At 60.7% G+C, this 15,637-nt stretch carries 19 protein-coding genes; 8 read left to right on the top strand and 11 right to left on the bottom strand.

All coding sequences use genetic code 11. The features are described 5' to 3' along the window. Nucleotides 1-384 precede the first annotated feature (384 nt). The 8 genes from U1A53_RS13150 to U1A53_RS13115 form a co-directional block, all read right to left on the bottom strand. Nucleotides 385-1,062 (bottom strand): response regulator transcription factor, encoded by a 678-nt coding sequence (locus tag U1A53_RS13150; RefSeq protein WP_322281555.1) that lies wholly within the window; start codon nucleotides 1,060-1,062, stop codon nucleotides 385-387. 309 nt (nucleotides 1,063-1,371) lie between these two features. Next, nucleotides 1,372-2,499, bottom strand: coding sequence for a response regulator (locus U1A53_RS13145; protein WP_322281554.1), 1,128 nt, complete (start codon nucleotides 2,497-2,499; stop codon nucleotides 1,372-1,374). Between the two features lie 7 nt (nucleotides 2,500-2,506). Beyond that, the gene (locus tag U1A53_RS13140; RefSeq protein WP_322281552.1) at nucleotides 2,507-2,953 is read right to left on the bottom strand and encodes a response regulator; all 447 of its coding nucleotides are present in this window, start codon (nucleotides 2,951-2,953) and stop codon (nucleotides 2,507-2,509) included. A 2-nt stretch (nucleotides 2,954-2,955) separates the two neighbouring features. Next, nucleotides 2,956-4,230, bottom strand: a complete 1,275-nt coding sequence (locus U1A53_RS13135) for an ATP-binding protein (protein WP_322281550.1) — start codon at nucleotides 4,228-4,230, stop codon at nucleotides 2,956-2,958. A gap of 103 nt (nucleotides 4,231-4,333) precedes the next feature. Beyond that, nucleotides 4,334-4,618 (bottom strand): hypothetical protein, encoded by a 285-nt coding sequence (locus tag U1A53_RS13130; protein WP_322281548.1) that lies wholly within the window; start codon nucleotides 4,616-4,618, stop codon nucleotides 4,334-4,336. A gap of 66 nt (nucleotides 4,619-4,684) precedes the next feature. Continuing rightward, nucleotides 4,685-5,542 carry a CHAD domain-containing protein gene (locus tag U1A53_RS13125; RefSeq protein WP_322281547.1) on the bottom strand — a complete coding sequence of 286 codons (858 nt, stop codon included), beginning with the start codon at nucleotides 5,540-5,542 and terminating at the stop codon, nucleotides 4,685-4,687. A gap of 12 nt (nucleotides 5,543-5,554) precedes the next feature. Continuing rightward, nucleotides 5,555-6,013, bottom strand: coding sequence for a universal stress protein (locus U1A53_RS13120; protein ID WP_322281546.1), 459 nt, complete (start codon nucleotides 6,011-6,013; stop codon nucleotides 5,555-5,557). 19 nt (nucleotides 6,014-6,032) lie between these two features. Further along, nucleotides 6,033-6,176, bottom strand: a complete 144-nt coding sequence (locus U1A53_RS13115) for a DUF3309 family protein (RefSeq protein ID WP_322281544.1) — start codon at nucleotides 6,174-6,176, stop codon at nucleotides 6,033-6,035. 266 nt (nucleotides 6,177-6,442) lie between these two features. On the opposite strand from U1A53_RS13115, the gene U1A53_RS13110 reads away from it, so the two are divergent. From U1A53_RS13110 to U1A53_RS13100, 3 genes are all read left to right on the top strand, one after another. Next, nucleotides 6,443-6,664 carry a hypothetical protein gene (locus U1A53_RS13110; RefSeq protein ID WP_322281543.1) on the top strand — a complete coding sequence of 74 codons (222 nt, stop codon included), beginning with the start codon at nucleotides 6,443-6,445 and terminating at the stop codon, nucleotides 6,662-6,664. A 64-nt stretch (nucleotides 6,665-6,728) separates the two neighbouring features. Then, nucleotides 6,729-6,881 (top strand): hypothetical protein, encoded by a 153-nt coding sequence (locus U1A53_RS13105; protein ID WP_322281542.1) that lies wholly within the window; start codon nucleotides 6,729-6,731, stop codon nucleotides 6,879-6,881. A 79-nt stretch (nucleotides 6,882-6,960) separates the two neighbouring features. Continuing rightward, nucleotides 6,961-8,130, top strand: a complete 1,170-nt coding sequence (locus U1A53_RS13100; RefSeq protein ID WP_322281540.1) for an AI-2E family transporter — start codon at nucleotides 6,961-6,963, stop codon at nucleotides 8,128-8,130. Nucleotides 8,131-8,184: 54 nt separating this feature from the next. Here the strand turns inward: U1A53_RS13100 and U1A53_RS13095 are convergent, their stop codons facing one another. The 3 genes from U1A53_RS13095 to U1A53_RS13085 form a co-directional block, all read right to left on the bottom strand. Continuing rightward, nucleotides 8,185-9,294, bottom strand: a complete 1,110-nt coding sequence (locus U1A53_RS13095; RefSeq protein WP_322281538.1) for a fatty acid desaturase — start codon at nucleotides 9,292-9,294, stop codon at nucleotides 8,185-8,187. 119 nt (nucleotides 9,295-9,413) lie between these two features. After that, entirely contained in the window at nucleotides 9,414-10,325 is a 912-nt protein-coding gene (locus U1A53_RS13090) for a universal stress protein (protein WP_322281536.1), read from the bottom strand. 189 nt (nucleotides 10,326-10,514) lie between these two features. After that, nucleotides 10,515-11,324: a serine protease gene (locus tag U1A53_RS13085; RefSeq protein WP_322281534.1), complete on the bottom strand. Its 810-nt coding sequence runs from the start codon at nucleotides 11,322-11,324 to the stop codon at nucleotides 10,515-10,517. A gap of 229 nt (nucleotides 11,325-11,553) precedes the next feature. Between U1A53_RS13085 and U1A53_RS13080 the strand changes: the two genes are divergently transcribed. The 5 genes from U1A53_RS13080 to lon all read left to right on the top strand — a co-directional run bounded on the left by U1A53_RS13080 (nucleotide 11,554) and on the right by lon (nucleotide 15,632). Then, nucleotides 11,554-12,180: a hypothetical protein gene (locus U1A53_RS13080; RefSeq protein ID WP_322281532.1), complete on the top strand. Its 627-nt coding sequence runs from the start codon at nucleotides 11,554-11,556 to the stop codon at nucleotides 12,178-12,180. A gap of 67 nt (nucleotides 12,181-12,247) precedes the next feature. After that, the gene (locus tag U1A53_RS13075; protein ID WP_322281530.1) at nucleotides 12,248-12,460 is read left to right on the top strand and encodes a hypothetical protein; all 213 of its coding nucleotides are present in this window, start codon (nucleotides 12,248-12,250) and stop codon (nucleotides 12,458-12,460) included. A 22-nt stretch (nucleotides 12,461-12,482) separates the two neighbouring features. Further along, nucleotides 12,483-12,773, top strand: coding sequence for a hypothetical protein (locus U1A53_RS13070; protein WP_322281529.1), 291 nt, complete (start codon nucleotides 12,483-12,485; stop codon nucleotides 12,771-12,773). Between the two features lie 13 nt (nucleotides 12,774-12,786). Beyond that, nucleotides 12,787-13,209 (top strand): Hsp20/alpha crystallin family protein, encoded by a 423-nt coding sequence (locus U1A53_RS13065; protein ID WP_322281527.1) that lies wholly within the window; start codon nucleotides 12,787-12,789, stop codon nucleotides 13,207-13,209. Next, complete coding sequence (gene lon / locus U1A53_RS13060; protein WP_322281525.1) at nucleotides 13,206-15,632, top strand: endopeptidase La; 2,427 nt, start codon at nucleotides 13,206-13,208, stop codon at nucleotides 15,630-15,632. The genes U1A53_RS13065 and lon overlap by 4 nt, the downstream gene beginning before the upstream one ends. Nucleotides 15,633-15,637: the final 5 nt, after the last annotated feature.

Raw genomic sequence — 15,637 nt, 5'->3', positions numbered from 1 at the left:
CTTGCCGTTGATCTCGGCGCACTTGTCGCAGCCCGCCGGACTCGCGCTGCAACGGTTGCAGCCCCGCAGGTGGCAGCGCTCGATCTCGCGTGATGTTTCATGGTCTGCATCGCTACGGGAGACTGGCGCATTTGCAAAAGCCAATGAACAGCCCCCGCAGGTGCGGAAGCCGCACCGCCGGACCGCGCCATGCGGGTTCACGCTTCATGTTCAGACTCATGCCGCCAGATTAACCTCCCACGCCGTCCCCACAACGCGGCAGGGACACTTCGCGTCCCAGCCAACGGCTGAGACGGTCTGCGAGTTTTCTCTGAGACGGCTGAATCAGGCGGGGGGTCCAGGTCGAGTGCGAGGCCGGGCACTCCGCCGCCGCTGGCCCTGGCTCTATAGAATGGTCACCTGCACGCTGCTCTCGACGATGCCTGCGGCGACCGCGTAGCGGGTCAGTCCGGCGGTATTGTGGATATTGAGTTTGTGCATGAGGCTTTGCCGGTGCTTCTCGATGGTCTTGGTGCTGATCTGCAGCTCCGCTGCGGACTCCTTGTTGGCCTTGCCCTCCGCGATGAGTTGCAGCACCTCCATTTCGCGCGACTTCAGGAGGGCGGCTTTCTTCCTGGCAAACTCGCTTCGAGCACGGGCCTTCGCGTCATGAGCGCTGAGGCGCTTCGAAATGATGGGACTGTAGAAGGGACGGCCTTGGTGAACCTCCCGGATCGCAGCAGGCAGCTCATGGACGGAAGTTTGTTTGTTCAGGTAGCCTGCTGCGCCGAACGCCATGACCTGCTCAACGTAAGCGTCGTCACTGTGTGCGGAGAGCACAAGCACCTTGGTCGAGGGTGAGGTCTGGCGTACCTGTCGCGTCGCTTCCATGCCATTGAGCAGCGGCATGCTGAGGTCCATGACGACCACATCGGGACAGAGCTTGCCGACCAGCGTCACCGCCCGGCGACCGTTCTCCGCTTCGCCGACGACTTCGATGTCGTCTTCCCGGTTCAAAAAGGCCCGCAGACCTTCGCGTACAATGGCGTGGTCATCAGCCAGCAGGACAGTGATCGTGCTCATGGGTGTTCAAGGGTTGGGGTTTCGTCCGGCCGTTTTTGTTCCGTCCCGTCTGTGGATGGTGAATGAAGATGCTGTGAGTGCATGGCGGCGAGCGTGTCGAGTGAGGCAAAATCCGGCAATTGGCAAAATCTCTCTTTGCTTCTCAGTAATCGGCGGAGAAGGCGCGGGCCGGCAGTGAGCTGCTGGCAATGCTTCACTGCGACAGGCATCTGAAGTTCGGCTGCGCGGACGCCGAACTTGACCAGGGAATCGCTTGATTCCAAGAGTGCCTCGCGATGCCGGTGACCGATGCTCAGCGGGAGCGATCCCTCACTTTTTAGCCATGACCGGGGCTTTGCGTGCGGCCTTGCGGCCATGAGGAGCTGCGGTTGGCACGGCGGGCGGAGGCATGGGAAGTGTGCAGGTGACGCAGGTGCCGCCGCTCGTTTGATTCGCGATGGACACCCTGGCGCCGATCATGTCGGCACGGTAATGCATGATGCGCAGGCCCATGCCCTGCCGCTGGGGATCGAGTCCGCTGATGCCGCCGCCGTCATCCTTCACCGTGAGCGTGAGGGTTTCTGCGTCGGACGACAGGCCGATGCGCACCTGCCGCGCGTGACCGTGTTTGACGGCGTTGCTGACGGCCTCCTGGGCGATGCGGTAGAGGTGGGTGGCCGTGGTGTTGTCATTCACCTGAACCGCCGTGGGGCAATCGAACTGGCAGTCGATGTGGAACAGGCCGGTCATGCGTGCGGCCAGATCATGCAAGGCCGACACCAAGCCATCCGGCTCCGGGGCCACGGGGTGGAGCCCGCGGGCCAGGCGGCGGGTCATGGCGACCGCCTCTTTCAAAAGGTCTGAGATCTTGGCGGCGGCGGGCACCTCGGGCGCGGCACGCCCGGCCAGGGTGCGCGTCAGTACGGTGGTCAAGATGCTCAGGCCGGCGAGCTGCTGGCCCAGATCGTCATGCAAATCCCGGCCGATGCGCTGCTGCTCACGCTCGCTGATCTGGAGGATTTCCCGCTCCAGCCGCTGGCGGTCCTCTTCAGCGGCGGCAAAACGCGCCTGCTCCTCCAGCCTTGCCAGCGCGCGCCGGACCACCGTGGGCACGAACTCGATGAAGTTCACGTCCTTGACCAGGTAGTCGAGCGCGCCGCGCTTCATCATGTCCACCGCCACGCGTTCATCCCCCTGGCCGGTGATGATGATGAAGGGCACGGAGCGGCCCATGGCTGCCATCGCCTCAATGAGCGCCGGGCCTTCGATGTCCGGCAGTTTCAAATCGAGCAGAAGAAGATCCGCGCGGTGCTGCTGCAACCAGCCGGTGGCCTCCTTGCCCGAACCGGCGGCAGCAGTTTGATAGCCTTCCCGCCGGAGTTCGCGCTCGATCAGACGCGTCAGCCCCGGATCATCATCCACCACCAGGATCGTGACAGGCGGATGCGTGGCGGACATGGCGAGGTCAGGGCTTGCCGTTGATCTCAGGCACCTGCACGAGGGACACGAACATGCCGAGCTGCTTGATGGCCTCGGCGAACTTGTCGTAGTCCACCGGCTTGACGATGTAGCTGTTGCAACCCAACTGGTGGCAGCGCTGGATCTCACGCGGGTCGTCCGTGGTGGTGAGCATGATGACGGGCAGCTTGCGCAAGGAATCGTCTTCCTTGACCTGCCGCAGCGTCTCCACGCCGTCCACCTTCGGCATGCGGATGTCCAGCATCAGCAGGTAGGCCGTGTCGCTCTTGCGGTGCGGGCCGGGGCCGCGGCGGAAGAGGAAATCGAGCACCTCCTGGCCGTTCTCGAAGAACTGAATGGGATTGTGCAGACCCACCCGCCCCAAGTTTTTCTCGATGAGTCTGGCGTGACCGGCGTCGTCTTCCGCGATGATGATCACTACTTCCTGAGTCATGCTCATCGTTTAGTCTTGTTGGGCATGGCTGGCAAGCTGACAAAAAAAGTGCTGCCTTCGTTGGTGACGGATTCGACCCAGATCTTGCCGTCCAGCCGCTCCAGGATGCGCTGGGCAATGGTGAGGCCGAGGCCCTCTCCAGTGCTGTGCGCGGGGTTCAGCCGGTGAAAAATCTCGAAGGCCTTCTGCTGGTGTGCGGGCGCGATGCCGATGCCGTTGTCACTCACCTCATAAATCACCTGCGCCCCCTCCACCCGCCCGCTCACACGGATGCGCCCCGGCCGTGCGGGGTCGAGATACTTGATCGCGTTGTCGAGGAGGTTGGAGAAGACCTGGTTGATCTGCGTGGCATCGCCACGGCAGTCGGGCAGCTCGCCGATGTCGAGCTGCGCACCGGCCTGCTGGAGCTGGAACTCCATGGCGTGGGCGATTTGCCTGAGCATCTCCTGCATGGACAGACGCTCGATGGTGAGCGCCGCACGGCCCAGCCGTGAGAAGCGCAGCAGGCCGGCCAGCAACGAGTCAATTTTAGACACACCCGCCTGGATGAAGCCAAGCGACTCGGGGATGTCCTCCTCCAAGGCCGTCCGCAGATCAGCCTTCGGCACGGCTGCCCCTGGCGCCGCATCCAGCGCCTTGCGCAGGCCGTCGCAGGTCCGCATCAGCTCCCGGCTGAAGCCCTGGATGTTCACCAGTGGCGAGCGCAGATCGTGCGACGCCACATACACGATGGCCTCCAGCTCCTTGTTCTTTTCCGCGAGCGACTGCGCCAGCTCGGCGAGCTTCTCCTCATCGCGCTTCCGCTGCGTGATGTCCGTGCGGATGGCGATGTACTGCTGGGGTTTGCCCGCTGCGTCCACGAACGGAAAAATCGTCGTATGCACCCAGTAGATGCTGCCGTCCTTGGCGCGGTTGCGGATTTCACCCTTCCAGATTTTCCCGTGGCCGATGGTGCTCCACAGGTCGTGGAAGAACTCCTTCGGATGATGACCGGAGTTGATGATGCGGTGGTCCTGTCCCAGCAGCTCACTGCGGTTGTATTGGGAGATCTCGCAGAATTTGTCATTCACATAGGTGATGACTCCGCGCGCATCCGTGGTGGCCACGATGGAGTGGGCATCCAGCGCCGCTTTCAGGTCCATCAACTCATTGACCAGGACAAGCTGCCCGTTTGTCGGTTCATCGTCAGGCAGATGAGCCGCCGCATCAGGGATGGCTTCGATGCGCTTGAGCCGCTCGATCAGCTCAGCCTTGGTCATGCGGGAGTAGTCAGTCATTCGAGGTGACAGTCTGACGGCAACCGGGACCGCCATCCACTGGAAAGTGAGGCGACCGCTGGCTGATGGCTGGCTCATCCTGTGTGCGCGTGGATGAAAACGATCAGGCCGCGAAACCGAAGCGATGCTTCACCTCGACCGAGTCCAGATCGAGAGATCTGCCCAGCACACGCGAGGCCAGACGCTCCGCCGCCACATGAATCATTTGATCTGATTGTTTCTGCGCAAGTTCGACTCCTTCATGTTTGATCGCATTGACCCTGGCCCCCGAAGCCAGCAGGTTCATGAGGAAGTCCTCGGCTTCCACCGGGTCGTCCGTGCGGTGAGTGTCCACGCGCTTGTTGTGATGAGGATGGATCACGTATTCGATGTCAAATTTGGCGAGCATGGTGGGTGGTGGTTGAAGTTGGAATGAGGTAACAGATTGATCCTGCCACGCTCTGAGCGGGCCTGCTCAGCCTTCGATGGCGTCCTTGGCTCCGATCTTGTGCGCAGCGCGCGTCTGGCGTGCGATCTTTCCGGGTGTGAGTGCAAACAGATGCCGCGCCTTGCGGAAGATGCGGGCGCGCAGAGTCTTCATCTGGCGGTGGATGGCGCGGGCCAGGCGGTCGGAAGAGCCGTGGGAGTAATGCTCTCGCAGCATGGCGAGGTCATGGATCTGGCCAAGCAAACTGCCGAGCTTGCGCGAGGCGCTGAGATGACGCCGATCACGCAGCACGAGAAGCGACTGGAAGTAATGATCCTTCACCGGTGAGCGCCAACGATGCAAGCGAGCCGCTGACGGCTTGCGCTCGCAGCGCCGGAACCACTGGCGGGCTTTCGCATAACGGCGGGCATAAGCCGTGGCGATGTCATCCCAGGCCAGGGGGCGCAGCGTCATGGTCTGCAGGCGTCGGGTGAGCGCATGGGCCGTTGCCTTCAGCCTGCGAAGCTGTGCTGGTCCCGGCAGTCCATTGGGACCATCGCCATTCTCAGGAGCGATGCATTCCTTGTGGCAGACGACGTCGCCCTCACCGAGTTCAGCGAGCAGCGCATTGAGCACATGCTGATCGCGATGCATGGCAAAGGCCTGCTTGAGTACGCGCATGCTGCGCCGGATGGCTTTGATCGTGGCCGGTGCCAACCCCGGCGCGATCAGCCGCAGGATGGCGCGCAGTTTTTTCATGCGTACACGCAGCGCGTGGATGCGCGTGTGCGGATGACGTGACGACAGCAGCATCAGATCGCGTTCCGCCTGTCGCGAGATCGACAGCAAGACCTGCCGCAGCCTCTGCTCTGGCGGCGAAGCTGCGGATGAACGTGCCGTGGCCATACCACCGGAGAATTACTTTTGCCCCGGAGCATCCACCTCGCTCGGGACCACCAGCACCGGACAATGGGCGCGCTTCAAAACATCATCCGCGACGCTGCCGACGAGCAGCCTGTAAAACGTGCTGTGATGATGCGATCCGAGAATGATCAGATCGGCGTGGCACTTCTTGGTTTCTGCGAGCACCGCCTCCACGCTGGCCCCTTCCAGTTGCTGGACGGAGGCACGCACGCCGAATTTAACCAGGGAATCGCGCATCTCCAGGAGCTGCGCGTAGTGCTTCTGGACCAATTCCGGGGAGGGATCCTGCATGATCATGGGTGAGACAAGTCCCACATCGACGACCACGGGTTCCTTCGCCACCACATGCAGGATGATCACCTGGCTGTTGAATGCCGTGGCCAGCGCGTGCGCCTGCTTGAGCACTTTGAAGGTGAGATCGGAAAGATCGACCAAGGCCACGATGGTTTTCATAGTTGTGAGCCTAAAGAGGCTAGATCCGCCCGGTCAAGAGCAAGATGATCAGAATGATGACAATAAGGCTGGCACCACCACCCAAGTAGTGGTTGCCAGACCTGAATCCATAACCGCCGCCGCCGAGAAGCAGGAGAATGAGCAGAATGATGAGGATGTTCATGATGTTTGAGACGGTTGGTTGCAGGCGGCTGGTTGATGGGATGCCAAGTTCAGAGCGCCTTCTCCTGACCGGCCTTCAAGACTTTTACGCCTAACATCGGGCGACGGCTGCTTCTCGGCGCTTTTTTCGAACCAGTCTGCCATCCTTGTGCGTTTGCTGGTTCGGCTTGAATGTCACCAACCTGCCGCGTTACATGCAGCGTTTTCTTTTTTCTGGCGTGCGCATGCACGATCCTGTTAGACTAAACACCGCCACCTTCCAATCTTATGAAAACACAGTCCATCGTCGGCATCGTGCTCATCGCCATCGGCATCATTGCGTTAGGCTACCAAGGATTCACATACACGACCAGGGAGAAGGCCATTGACCTTGGTCCCATCCAGGTGACGACCGAAGAGACTCACACTTTCCCCTTGCCACCCGTCGTCGGGGGTGTCGCACTGGTCGGCGGCATCCTGCTGCTGATTACGGCTGGGAAAAAAGCTTGAACGGCAGCGAGCGCCTTGACCAGGCGTCATCGCCATCAGGAACTCAGCAGAAACCAACACAACCATGAACACCAAGAACCTCGGCATGCTCCTGCTTGCCATCTATCTGATCATCGTTGGCCTCATTGGAACCTTCGGGTTCAGCCTCGGCCAGCTCAGCATCCTGGTGCCAATTCTCGCCATCGTTGCGGGTGTCATGCTCTTGATCGGCAAATAAAGCAGGCCGCGATTTGCCGCTGCGGTGCTGCTCTGTGATCTGGCGTCAAGTGACCGGCTTCCTTCGCCACAGTTGAAGGATGAACCAACTAGAAACCAAGCAGATGGCTGATCCAATCGCGAATGACTGGGGCTCACGCAGCCACGTGCAGACCCTCGTGCTGATGGTGGCGACGGCTTTCGGCATTTATCTCTGTTATCGGCTGGCCGTGCCATTTTTACCCCCGCTGGCGTGGGCGCTGGGACTGGCGGTCTTGTTCACGCCGTTCCAACGATGGGTCGAGTCGAAGCTCAAGCATCCCAGGCTGGCCGCCTTCGTCTCCGTCCTGGTGATCGGCGTGATTGTGGTCGTCCCGCTGACATTCGTGGGGCAGCGGCTCGTCGTGCAAGCAGCGAAAGGCGCGGATCTCATCGAAACGAAGGTGACCTCAGGCGAGTGGCGGCGCACCTTCGCAGCGCAGCCGCTTCTGGCGCCTCTCGCCGACAAGATCGAGAAGCAGATCGACCTGCCGGGAACCGTCAAGTCTTTCGCCATCTGGCTGAGTTCCAGTGCCGGCTCCATCGTCACGGGTTCCCTGCTTCAGGCGATCGACTTCTGCCTGACTTTCTATCTGCTGTTCTTTTTCCTCCGTGACCGTCGTGCAGCGCTGCAGACGCTCAAGTCTCTGTCGCCACTCACGGGAGTGGAAATGGACCGGATCTTTAGTCGTGTCAGCGATACCATTCACGCCACGATCTATGGCACGCTGACCGTCTCGTCCGTTCAGGGCCTGTTGGGCGGACTGATGTTCTGGTGGCTGGGCCTGCCCGCGCCGATGCTCTGGGGAGTGGTGATGGCATTGCTGGCTGTGGTGCCGGTGTTGGGAGCCTTTGTGGTTTGGATTCCAGCGGCCCTCCTTCTGACGTTGGAAGGCAGTTATGGGAATGCGCTGATTCTCACCCTCTGGGGCCTGATTGTCGTCGGCACTATCGACAATCTGCTGCGGCCCATCCTGGTGGGCAAACGGCTGAAACTTCACACCATACTCGCTTTCATGTCGGTGGTCGGTGGCCTGATCCAATTTGGTCCCGCAGGTCTCATCCTCGGTCCCGCCGTTCTCGCCGTCACCACGGTGCTGCTGGAAATCTGGTCCGGTCGAAACAGCGCCGAATTGGGTTTCGAGCCTGGGGAGTTGTCTGGGTTTGAAAGGCAGGGCGGCTTGGAGGATCACGGGGCGGCTAAACCTCGTCTGAACAAGCCCTCATCATGAACCCAAGAAATGGCACCCACAACGATCAGGCCAGCAGCGGTGTCGAAGTTTGCCTCACCTGGAGGTGCCATTCCCCCTCGTGCCGTCGCCGGATTCCTGCTGCTTCTTGGCGGCATCGCTTGCGGCCTTCTCACGGCGGATCTCACGCATGCGGCGGTAACCGACGAGCTTCTTGTGCTGCTCGTCCCAAAGGCGGTAGGCCAGGGATTTGAGGCTGATGCGGATGGTGATGGGCTTGACCTGCTGGAAGATGGGATGGGAGTTGTGACAGCGCTCCAGATGGTAGTTCGGGATGCGGGAGCTGAGATGATGGATGTGATGGAAGCCGATGTTGCCCGAGAACCATTGGAGCACACGCGGGAGCTTGTAGAACGAGGATCCCTGGAGCGCGGCAGCCGTGTAGTCCCACTCTTCGTGGTGCTCCCAGTAGGCGTCTTCAAACTGGTGCTGGATGTAGAACAGCCACACGCCCAAAACCCCGGCCACCCCGGTGATGATGGCTTGAACGATGAGATAGTGAACCGGCCCGAAAACCCACGAGAGACCGAGGACCATGCCCAGAAGCGCGAGGTTCATGTACCACACCGACCACTTCTCCCGGCTGTCACCGCGCTTGTTGGGGATGCGCTGCAGCAGGACAAAGAGGACAAAGGGGGCAATGAGGAACAGCACGATGGGATTGCGCGCCAGCTTGTAGGCGAAGCGCTTCCAACGCGAGGATTCGAGATACTCCTGCACCGTCATGGTCCACACATCGCCGATGCCACGACGGTCGAGGTCGCCCGTGGTGGCGTGGTGCAGCGAATGTTCCCAGCGCCACTGGTAATAAGGGGTGAAGGTCAGCATGCCGGTGATGAAGCCGGTGATGTCATTCGCGAGGCGCGACTTGAAAAACGAACCATGCCCGCAGTCGTGGAAGATGATGAACACGCGCACCATGAGCGCGCCCGCGAGCATGGCAAGCCCGATGACCAGCCACCACGAGACGCTGAACGCGAGATAGATGCCATACCAGAGCGCGGCGTAAGGAACGAGGGTGTTTACAAGCTGCCAGACAGCACGTCCCAGAGACGGTTTTTGAAACTCAGAGACGATGGCCTTCCATTCGGTGACAGAGGGAAAACGTGCTTGTGGCGTTGGCTGGGGGGCTTCGAGGGTGTTCATGGCTCCTCCTGGTGAGGATGTGAGAATATGCGGGCGAAGCAGAGCCCGGCAACACAGGACTTCATCGCAGTTTAAAAGGAATGCACCCAATCTAGCCGGAAACACAAGGCGGGGTGGAATCATTCAAGCACGGGCTTCACCACGAGCACTGAACATGGCAGCCGCGTCAGCAGGTGCTCCGCCGTCGATCCAAACAGGACGTAGCGCAGATTGGTGCGTCCTTTGTTGCCAACGATGATCAAGTCCGCCTTCGACTCCTGCGCATGGGTCACGATGCCGTTGCCATGGTTCATCGACTCCTGAAGTACCTCGGTGGACTCGATGCCCTGTGCTGCATCGCGCACGAACTCATGCAACTCCCGGCGGAGATTCTCGATGTGAGCCTTGCGCTCCGACGGAGTGAAAACAATTACCGGATAGGTTGATTCTGCAAACGTGCCGCCATAAGGGCCTACCACCCATGGCTCCTGCCAGACATGCAGGAAATCCACGCTGGCCGAGTCCTTGACGGCGATGCGGCGGGCGGCGGCAACCACCTCACGCGAGGTCTCTGAGAAATCAAGGCAGGCGACGATCTTCCGAAAGGCTTGCGGGTGATCGGACCGCACCAGCAGCACCCGTGACGGTGACTTGCGGGCCAGCTTGCAAGAAACCGAGCCGGCACCTGAGACCGCATCGCCTGCTCCGGTGATCCCGGCCACGAGCAAATCCGCTTTCAAGCTGCGGACGTGCTCAAGGATCTCATGCAGAGGCGTACCGACCGCAATCGTGACCTCGGCATTGGCCGGCACTTCAGACTGTTCCAGCCAGCGGATGAGCGCGGCCTGGGCGCCTTCAGACGCTGTCTTTGCCTGGATCTCGTAGCTTGATTCACGGCTGCGGGCCAGCGCTGCCACTGCGGAGGAGTCCGCCACATGCAGCACATGCAGTTTGGCCCCTTGGAGACTGGCGATGCGCGCGGCCTGCTCTAGAGCGGCACGTGAGCCGATGGAGAAATCCACGGCGACGAGGATGGTGTTCAGGGTGTTCATGGGATGAGGGGGCAAGGGCAATATCGCGCCGCAACGTGTGGGATTTGTCCGCCTCGATGAGATTCGAGGACGTGAGCTTTCATCTGCAAATGCTATTCATCCCTTCCCTGGACGCCAACAGGGTTGTGTGACCCAAATGAGCGAAGTCTGTGTGAAAATTGCCCTTTGACCTACATCACTTGGTCCAGCTCAGTCATCTTTGTTGCGTGCTGGCTGGGATGAGTCGGCTTTCACCACAACCAGCCGCTTTTCCCTGGCCGCCAGCAGTTCCAGCGTTTCACGGATCGCGTCCGCATCGACCGCGACGGCGAGGTGCGAGAAAGTCTGCGCTTTAGGACCGATGCGCTGGATGATCATGCCCACCAGTTCGGGACGGCTGCCACGACCCGAGATGAACACCGGCGCGCCGCTGTCACCGGGATAGACATCGGAGTTGATGAGAAACCGCCCATGCGCCTGTGACGTTCCCACCGGATAGGAGGCGACTCTGCCGCTGCGCAACACTGGGAAGGCGCCCTCTGTGCCGGGTAGCACTTCAGGATAGCCCAGGAATGAAACCTCCACCCCTGAGCGCAGGTATCTGCCGTCGCTCGCAAGCATGCGTTCATCCAGAAAAGACGACATCTTGGCGCGGCCGGCGATTTCCGCAGGCAGACGCAGTGCGAAAGCCGCGAGATCATGCCGCGGATGGCGCACGTAAAAGCGCTCCATGCCCTGCGACACGAGCGGGTTGAAGGCGAGGAGAGAAACCTGCGCCTCGCCATTCTCATCCAACTTGCGGATGCCGATGATCAACGGCCCACGACCGACGGTGTCGAGCACATGCACGGAGGTGAAGACGACCGGCAGCATGCCGCCGGGCTCCTGCGCATCGCGCAGGTTGATGACAAATCCTGTCGCCTCCCCTTTCCGCGTGGCCAGCGGATAGGTGGACCACATCATCTTCTCACTCACATTCATACGTCCGGCACAGCCAGACAGCAGAACGGCTGTCATCATCAGTCGCAGATTGGTCAGTGATGTTCGGGAACCAGCGGTCCTGACGCTTGAAGAGCCGGAGTATTTCATGTGGAGATGCCTTGTTAACGCTTCTGTAACCCCTCTCGCGTGCCCCGTCTGCAACATTCCCAGATGGATGCTGTGCAGAAAAACAGCTCATTGAGCTTCTTTTGTCATCGCCAGTCATCAATAGGGTCGTCAGACTCGAAATAGAAATGATTTCACACCCATGAACGACTCCCTCGACTCCATGCTGGAGAAGATGCGCGTGCTGGAAAAGGACATCCTGCGCGAACTGCAAAAGAAGGAACAGGAGTTCTTCTATGAGGTGCGCCAGGGCAAGATCCGCTTCACCACAGAAGCCCGCGCCCGGCACAAGCTGCTGGTGAAGCGCTTCACCGCCTACATCCGGGAATCGCGTTTCATGATTCTTCTCACCACGCCGGTGATCCTGTCCTGCATCCTTCCCATCGCCCTGATGGATCTGTTCATGTCGGTCTATCAGGCTGTCTGCTTCCCAATCTATGGCATTCCCAAGGTGAAACGCGCTGACTACATCCAACTGGACCGGCGGCATCTGGCCTACCTGAACTGGGCGGAAAAGCTCAACTGCGAGTACTGCGGCTATGCCAACGGCGTGCTGGCCTGCGCCACCGAGATCGCCGCGCGTACGGAGCAGTACTGGTGCCCGATCAAGCACGCGCTGCGCATGAAGTCCATGCACAGCCGCTACCGGCATTTCTTCGACTACGGCGACGCCGAGCACTACCGCCAGCAGATCGAAACGGTACGGCGCTCGTTTGAAGACATCGACCAGGATGAGGCGAAGGTTCCCGCCGCTCCAGCCAGCACATGATCCGCCCGACAATCGCCAAACCACGAGAAGCCGCCGCGCCATCCTCCGCTAACCTGACACCACTGCCATGAAAACGAAGACCACATCCACGAAAGACACCGCCCCTGAAGCCACAGCGAAGCCACTCCCACGCAAGCTCGGAGCCAACCACAGTGAAACGGCCAAAAAGCCCCGGAAGCACGATAACAACTTCAAGCAGTCCAAAGATCTGCGGGAGGACCGGGGCATCCGCCAGTTGAAAGCCAGCCCGAAATCACAATCCGCACGAGGCGGACGCTGACACTCATCCACCATCGCACGCCATGAATGAACGTGACCCACCTCATCCCGCTGAGCTTTGCCTTCAGCGGACCCTTGAGCGGACGGAAGCTTATGTGCGCCGTGAACCGGCCAAGGCGGTCGCCGCCGCCATGGGTGCCGGATTGCTGCTCAAACTGCTGCCCACGCGCGCCATGGTCCGCCCGCTCACCACGCTTGCCGTGGCACTGCTGCCTCCCACGTTGCTGGGACTCGGCCTGCTGAAGGCTTTTGAACTCTGCAGCCAGCACACCCATCTCCAACCGGTGCCACAGCCGCCGGTTGAGCCATCCTGATCCGGCTCACACCATGCCACGCAGCATCCGCTTTACCCGCATCGTTTCGATGACGGACCAACTGGCCGCGCAGCTTCAAGGGCTGCAGTTCGCGGGCCTGCAACCTCCTGATGTCACCTGGCGGCCGGACGTGAATGTCTATGCCTATGCAGACTGCATCGAAGTCTGTGTGGATCTGGCGGGTGCGCGCAAACAGGACATCAAGGTGGAGGTGGAGCCGCGTCGTCTCGTGATCCGTGGTCAGCGCCAGCCGCCTGATGGCGGCTGTGACCAGTCCAACCGCTGCCGTATCCTCGTCATGGAAATCGCGGATGGCAGCTTCGAGCGCGTCCTCGAATTCCCGGTGACGGTGGACACCGAGCGCGTGGTCGCGAAGCAGGACAACGGCTGGCTCTGGATCACACTTCCGGTCGTTCAACAGGAGGATGAGTCATGACGGACACTCTCTCTTTGAAAGGTGCCGAGACCACTGCTGCGACAACGAGCGTGGCGTCATCTGCGGATGCGGACGGACCGCCGGTCACGCTCGTGCCGGGAGCGGTCGAGGTGCTGCCGATCCTGCCCCTGCGCGACACGGTGCTCTTTCCTGGCACCATCATGCCGCTGAGCATCGGCCGGGCCTCCAGCCTGCAATTGCTCGAAGAAAGCCTGACGCAAAGCAAGCTGCTCGGACTGGTCCTGCAAAAGGACAAGGAGAGCGAGAATCCTTCTTTGGAGCACCTGCACGAGCACGGTGTCATCGGCCGTGTGATCCGCATGATCCGCCAGGACAAGGGCGTCGTCATTCTGGTGCGTGGCGAGCAGCGCATGCGCATCAAGCAGGTGACCCAGCAGGAGCCGTTCATGAAGGCGGAGGTGGAGACACTCTCCAGCCAGATGCCGTCGAAGGATGATGACATGGCCGAAGCGGCCGTGCGCAATCTCCGCGAGTCTGCCGAGAAACTGCTCAGTCTGCGGCCTGAAGTCTCGGACGAAGTCAAAGCCGTGTTCTCGACCATCGAAGATGCCAGCACGCTGACCGACATCCTGGCCGCCAATCTGAGCATCGAAACCGAAGCGAAGCAGAAACTGCTGGAGGAAACACATGTCGCACGTCGCGTGGCGGCGTTGGAAGTTCACCTCCACAACCAGCTGCACATCGCCGACCTGCAGAGCAAGCTGCGCGAGAATGTCAGCAGCGAATTTTCCGAGGCGCAGAAGCGCGCCTATCTGCGCGAGCAGCTCCGCGCCATTCAAAAGGAACTGGGTGAAGATGGCAGTGGTGAGGAGCAGGTGGAGGATCTCCGCCAGCGTCTGGACAAGGCTGGATTGCCGGAGAAAGCAAAGATGCAAGCCGACCGCGAGCTAAAACGGCTGGAAATCATCCCGCCGCAAAGCCCGGATCATTCCGTCATCGTCAACTACCTCGAAACGCTCGCCGAGCTGCCTTGGAACGTGCTCAGCGACGAGAAGGTGGACTTGCACAAGGCGCAGGAGATTCTCGATCGCGACCACTACGGCCTCGCGAAGGTGAAAAAGCGGCTCATCGAATACCTCGCGGTGCGCAAACTCAATCCCACCGGCCGGGGGGCGATCCTGTGTTTCCTCGGACCGCCTGGCGTTGGCAAAACGAGCCTCGGTCAATCCATCGCCGAAGCATTGGGCCGCAAATTTGCGCGCATCAGCCTTGGTGGTCTGCGTGATGAGTCGGAGATTCGTGGTCATCGCCGCACTTACATCGGCTCCATGCCGGGACGTTTGATTCAGGAACTCAAGCGGCTCGGCACCCGCAATCCCGTGCTCATGCTTGATGAGATCGACAAGCTCGGCGCGGACTTTCGCGGCGATCCCGCCAGTGCGCTGCTGGAAGTACTCGATCCACGTCAGAACCAGGAGTTCACGGACCGCTATATCGATGTGCCGTTCGACCTCTCGCAGATCATCTTCATCGCCACCTGCAACACACTCGACAGCATCCCGGCTCCGTTGCGCGACCGCATGGAGATCGTCGAATTGTCTGGCTATACTGAGCGGGAGAAGCTCAACATCGCGAAGAACTACATCGTCAAACGCCAGCTCACCGAGCACGGCCTGACCGAGGCCCAATGCACCTGGAGCGACGAAGCCATCGAGCGCGTGATCGAGGACTACACACGTGAAGCTGGCGTACGGAACCTGGAGCGCCAGATCGCCTCGGTGACACGGCACATCGCCGCAGGCATCGCCAAAGAGGAAATCACCGAGGCCAAAGTCACGCCCGGCCTCGTGCGCGAATCTCTCGGCCCTCCGGCGTTTGTGCGTGAGAGCAAGCTGCAAACCAGCACGCCCGGTGTCGTCACCGGCCTCGCTTACACGACTGCCGGTGGCGAGGTGCTGCACATTGAGGCGATCAAGTTTCCCGGCAAAGGTGGCTTCACTCTCACCGGCCAGCTCGGTGATGTGATGAAGGAATCCGTCCGCGCCGCGCTCAGCCTCGTGCGCAGCCGGGCCGCGCAGCTCGGCATTGATCCGAAGGTCTTCGACAAAAACGAAGTGCATGTGCATGTGCCCGCCGGTGCCGTGCCGAAAGATGGTCCGTCTGCTGGCATCGCCATGTTTACCGCACTGGCATCGTTGTTTTCCAACCGCCGCGTGAGCAAGGACGTGGCCATGACCGGAGAGGTCACCTTGCGCGGCCTGGTGCTGCCCATCGGGGGCTTGAAGGAAAAATCCATCGCGGCCCTGCGTGCCGGCATCAAGACCATCATCATCCCCAAACTCAACGAGAAGGACGTGCCCGATCTGCCTGATGAGGTGAGGCAGCGCTTGAAAATCATCCCAGTGGAAACCGTGGACGAAGTGCTGGCAGCAGCCTTGGAGCCAGCCGCCAAAACGGTGTGAGGTCA

The organism is Prosthecobacter sp. (genome assembly GCF_034366625.1).
Lineage (GTDB): Bacteria > Verrucomicrobiota > Verrucomicrobiia > Verrucomicrobiales > Verrucomicrobiaceae > Prosthecobacter.
The sequence above is the reverse complement of the archived record's forward strand: the minus strand, read 5'-3'. Positions and strand labels throughout refer to the sequence as shown.

Coding starts and splice junctions, on each gene's coding strand:
- U1A53_RS13115 (WP_322281544.1), bottom strand. CDS start 6,176: ATGAACATCCTCATCATTCTGCTCATTCTCCTGCTTCTCGGCGGCGGC.
- U1A53_RS13105 (WP_322281542.1), top strand. CDS start 6,729: ATGAACACCAAGAACCTCGGCATGCTCCTGCTTGCCATCTATCTGATC.
- U1A53_RS13095 (WP_322281538.1), bottom strand. CDS start 9,294: ATGAACACCCTCGAAGCCCCCCAGCCAACGCCACAAGCACGTTTTCCC.
- U1A53_RS13085 (WP_322281534.1), bottom strand. CDS start 11,324: ATGATGACAGCCGTTCTGCTGTCTGGCTGTGCCGGACGTATGAATGTG.
- U1A53_RS13140 (WP_322281552.1), bottom strand. CDS start 2,953: ATGACTCAGGAAGTAGTGATCATCATCGCGGAAGACGACGCCGGTCAC.
- U1A53_RS13125 (WP_322281547.1), bottom strand. CDS start 5,542: ATGGCCACGGCACGTTCATCCGCAGCTTCGCCGCCAGAGCAGAGGCTG.
- U1A53_RS13130 (WP_322281548.1), bottom strand. CDS start 4,618: ATGCTCGCCAAATTTGACATCGAATACGTGATCCATCCTCATCACAAC.
- lon (WP_322281525.1), top strand. CDS start 13,206: ATGACGGACACTCTCTCTTTGAAAGGTGCCGAGACCACTGCTGCGACA.
- U1A53_RS13100 (WP_322281540.1), top strand. CDS start 6,961: ATGAACCAACTAGAAACCAAGCAGATGGCTGATCCAATCGCGAATGAC.
- U1A53_RS13080 (WP_322281532.1), top strand. CDS start 11,554: ATGAACGACTCCCTCGACTCCATGCTGGAGAAGATGCGCGTGCTGGAA.
- U1A53_RS13120 (WP_322281546.1), bottom strand. CDS start 6,013: ATGAAAACCATCGTGGCCTTGGTCGATCTTTCCGATCTCACCTTCAAA.
- U1A53_RS13070 (WP_322281529.1), top strand. CDS start 12,483: ATGAATGAACGTGACCCACCTCATCCCGCTGAGCTTTGCCTTCAGCGG.
- U1A53_RS13090 (WP_322281536.1), bottom strand. CDS start 10,325: ATGAACACCCTGAACACCATCCTCGTCGCCGTGGATTTCTCCATCGGC.
- U1A53_RS13110 (WP_322281543.1), top strand. CDS start 6,443: ATGAAAACACAGTCCATCGTCGGCATCGTGCTCATCGCCATCGGCATC.
- U1A53_RS13135 (WP_322281550.1), bottom strand. CDS start 4,230: ATGACTGACTACTCCCGCATGACCAAGGCTGAGCTGATCGAGCGGCTC.
- U1A53_RS13065 (WP_322281527.1), top strand. CDS start 12,787: ATGCCACGCAGCATCCGCTTTACCCGCATCGTTTCGATGACGGACCAA.
- U1A53_RS13075 (WP_322281530.1), top strand. CDS start 12,248: ATGAAAACGAAGACCACATCCACGAAAGACACCGCCCCTGAAGCCACA.
- U1A53_RS13150 (WP_322281555.1), bottom strand. CDS start 1,062: ATGAGCACGATCACTGTCCTGCTGGCTGATGACCACGCCATTGTACGC.
- U1A53_RS13145 (WP_322281554.1), bottom strand. CDS start 2,499: ATGTCCGCCACGCATCCGCCTGTCACGATCCTGGTGGTGGATGATGAT.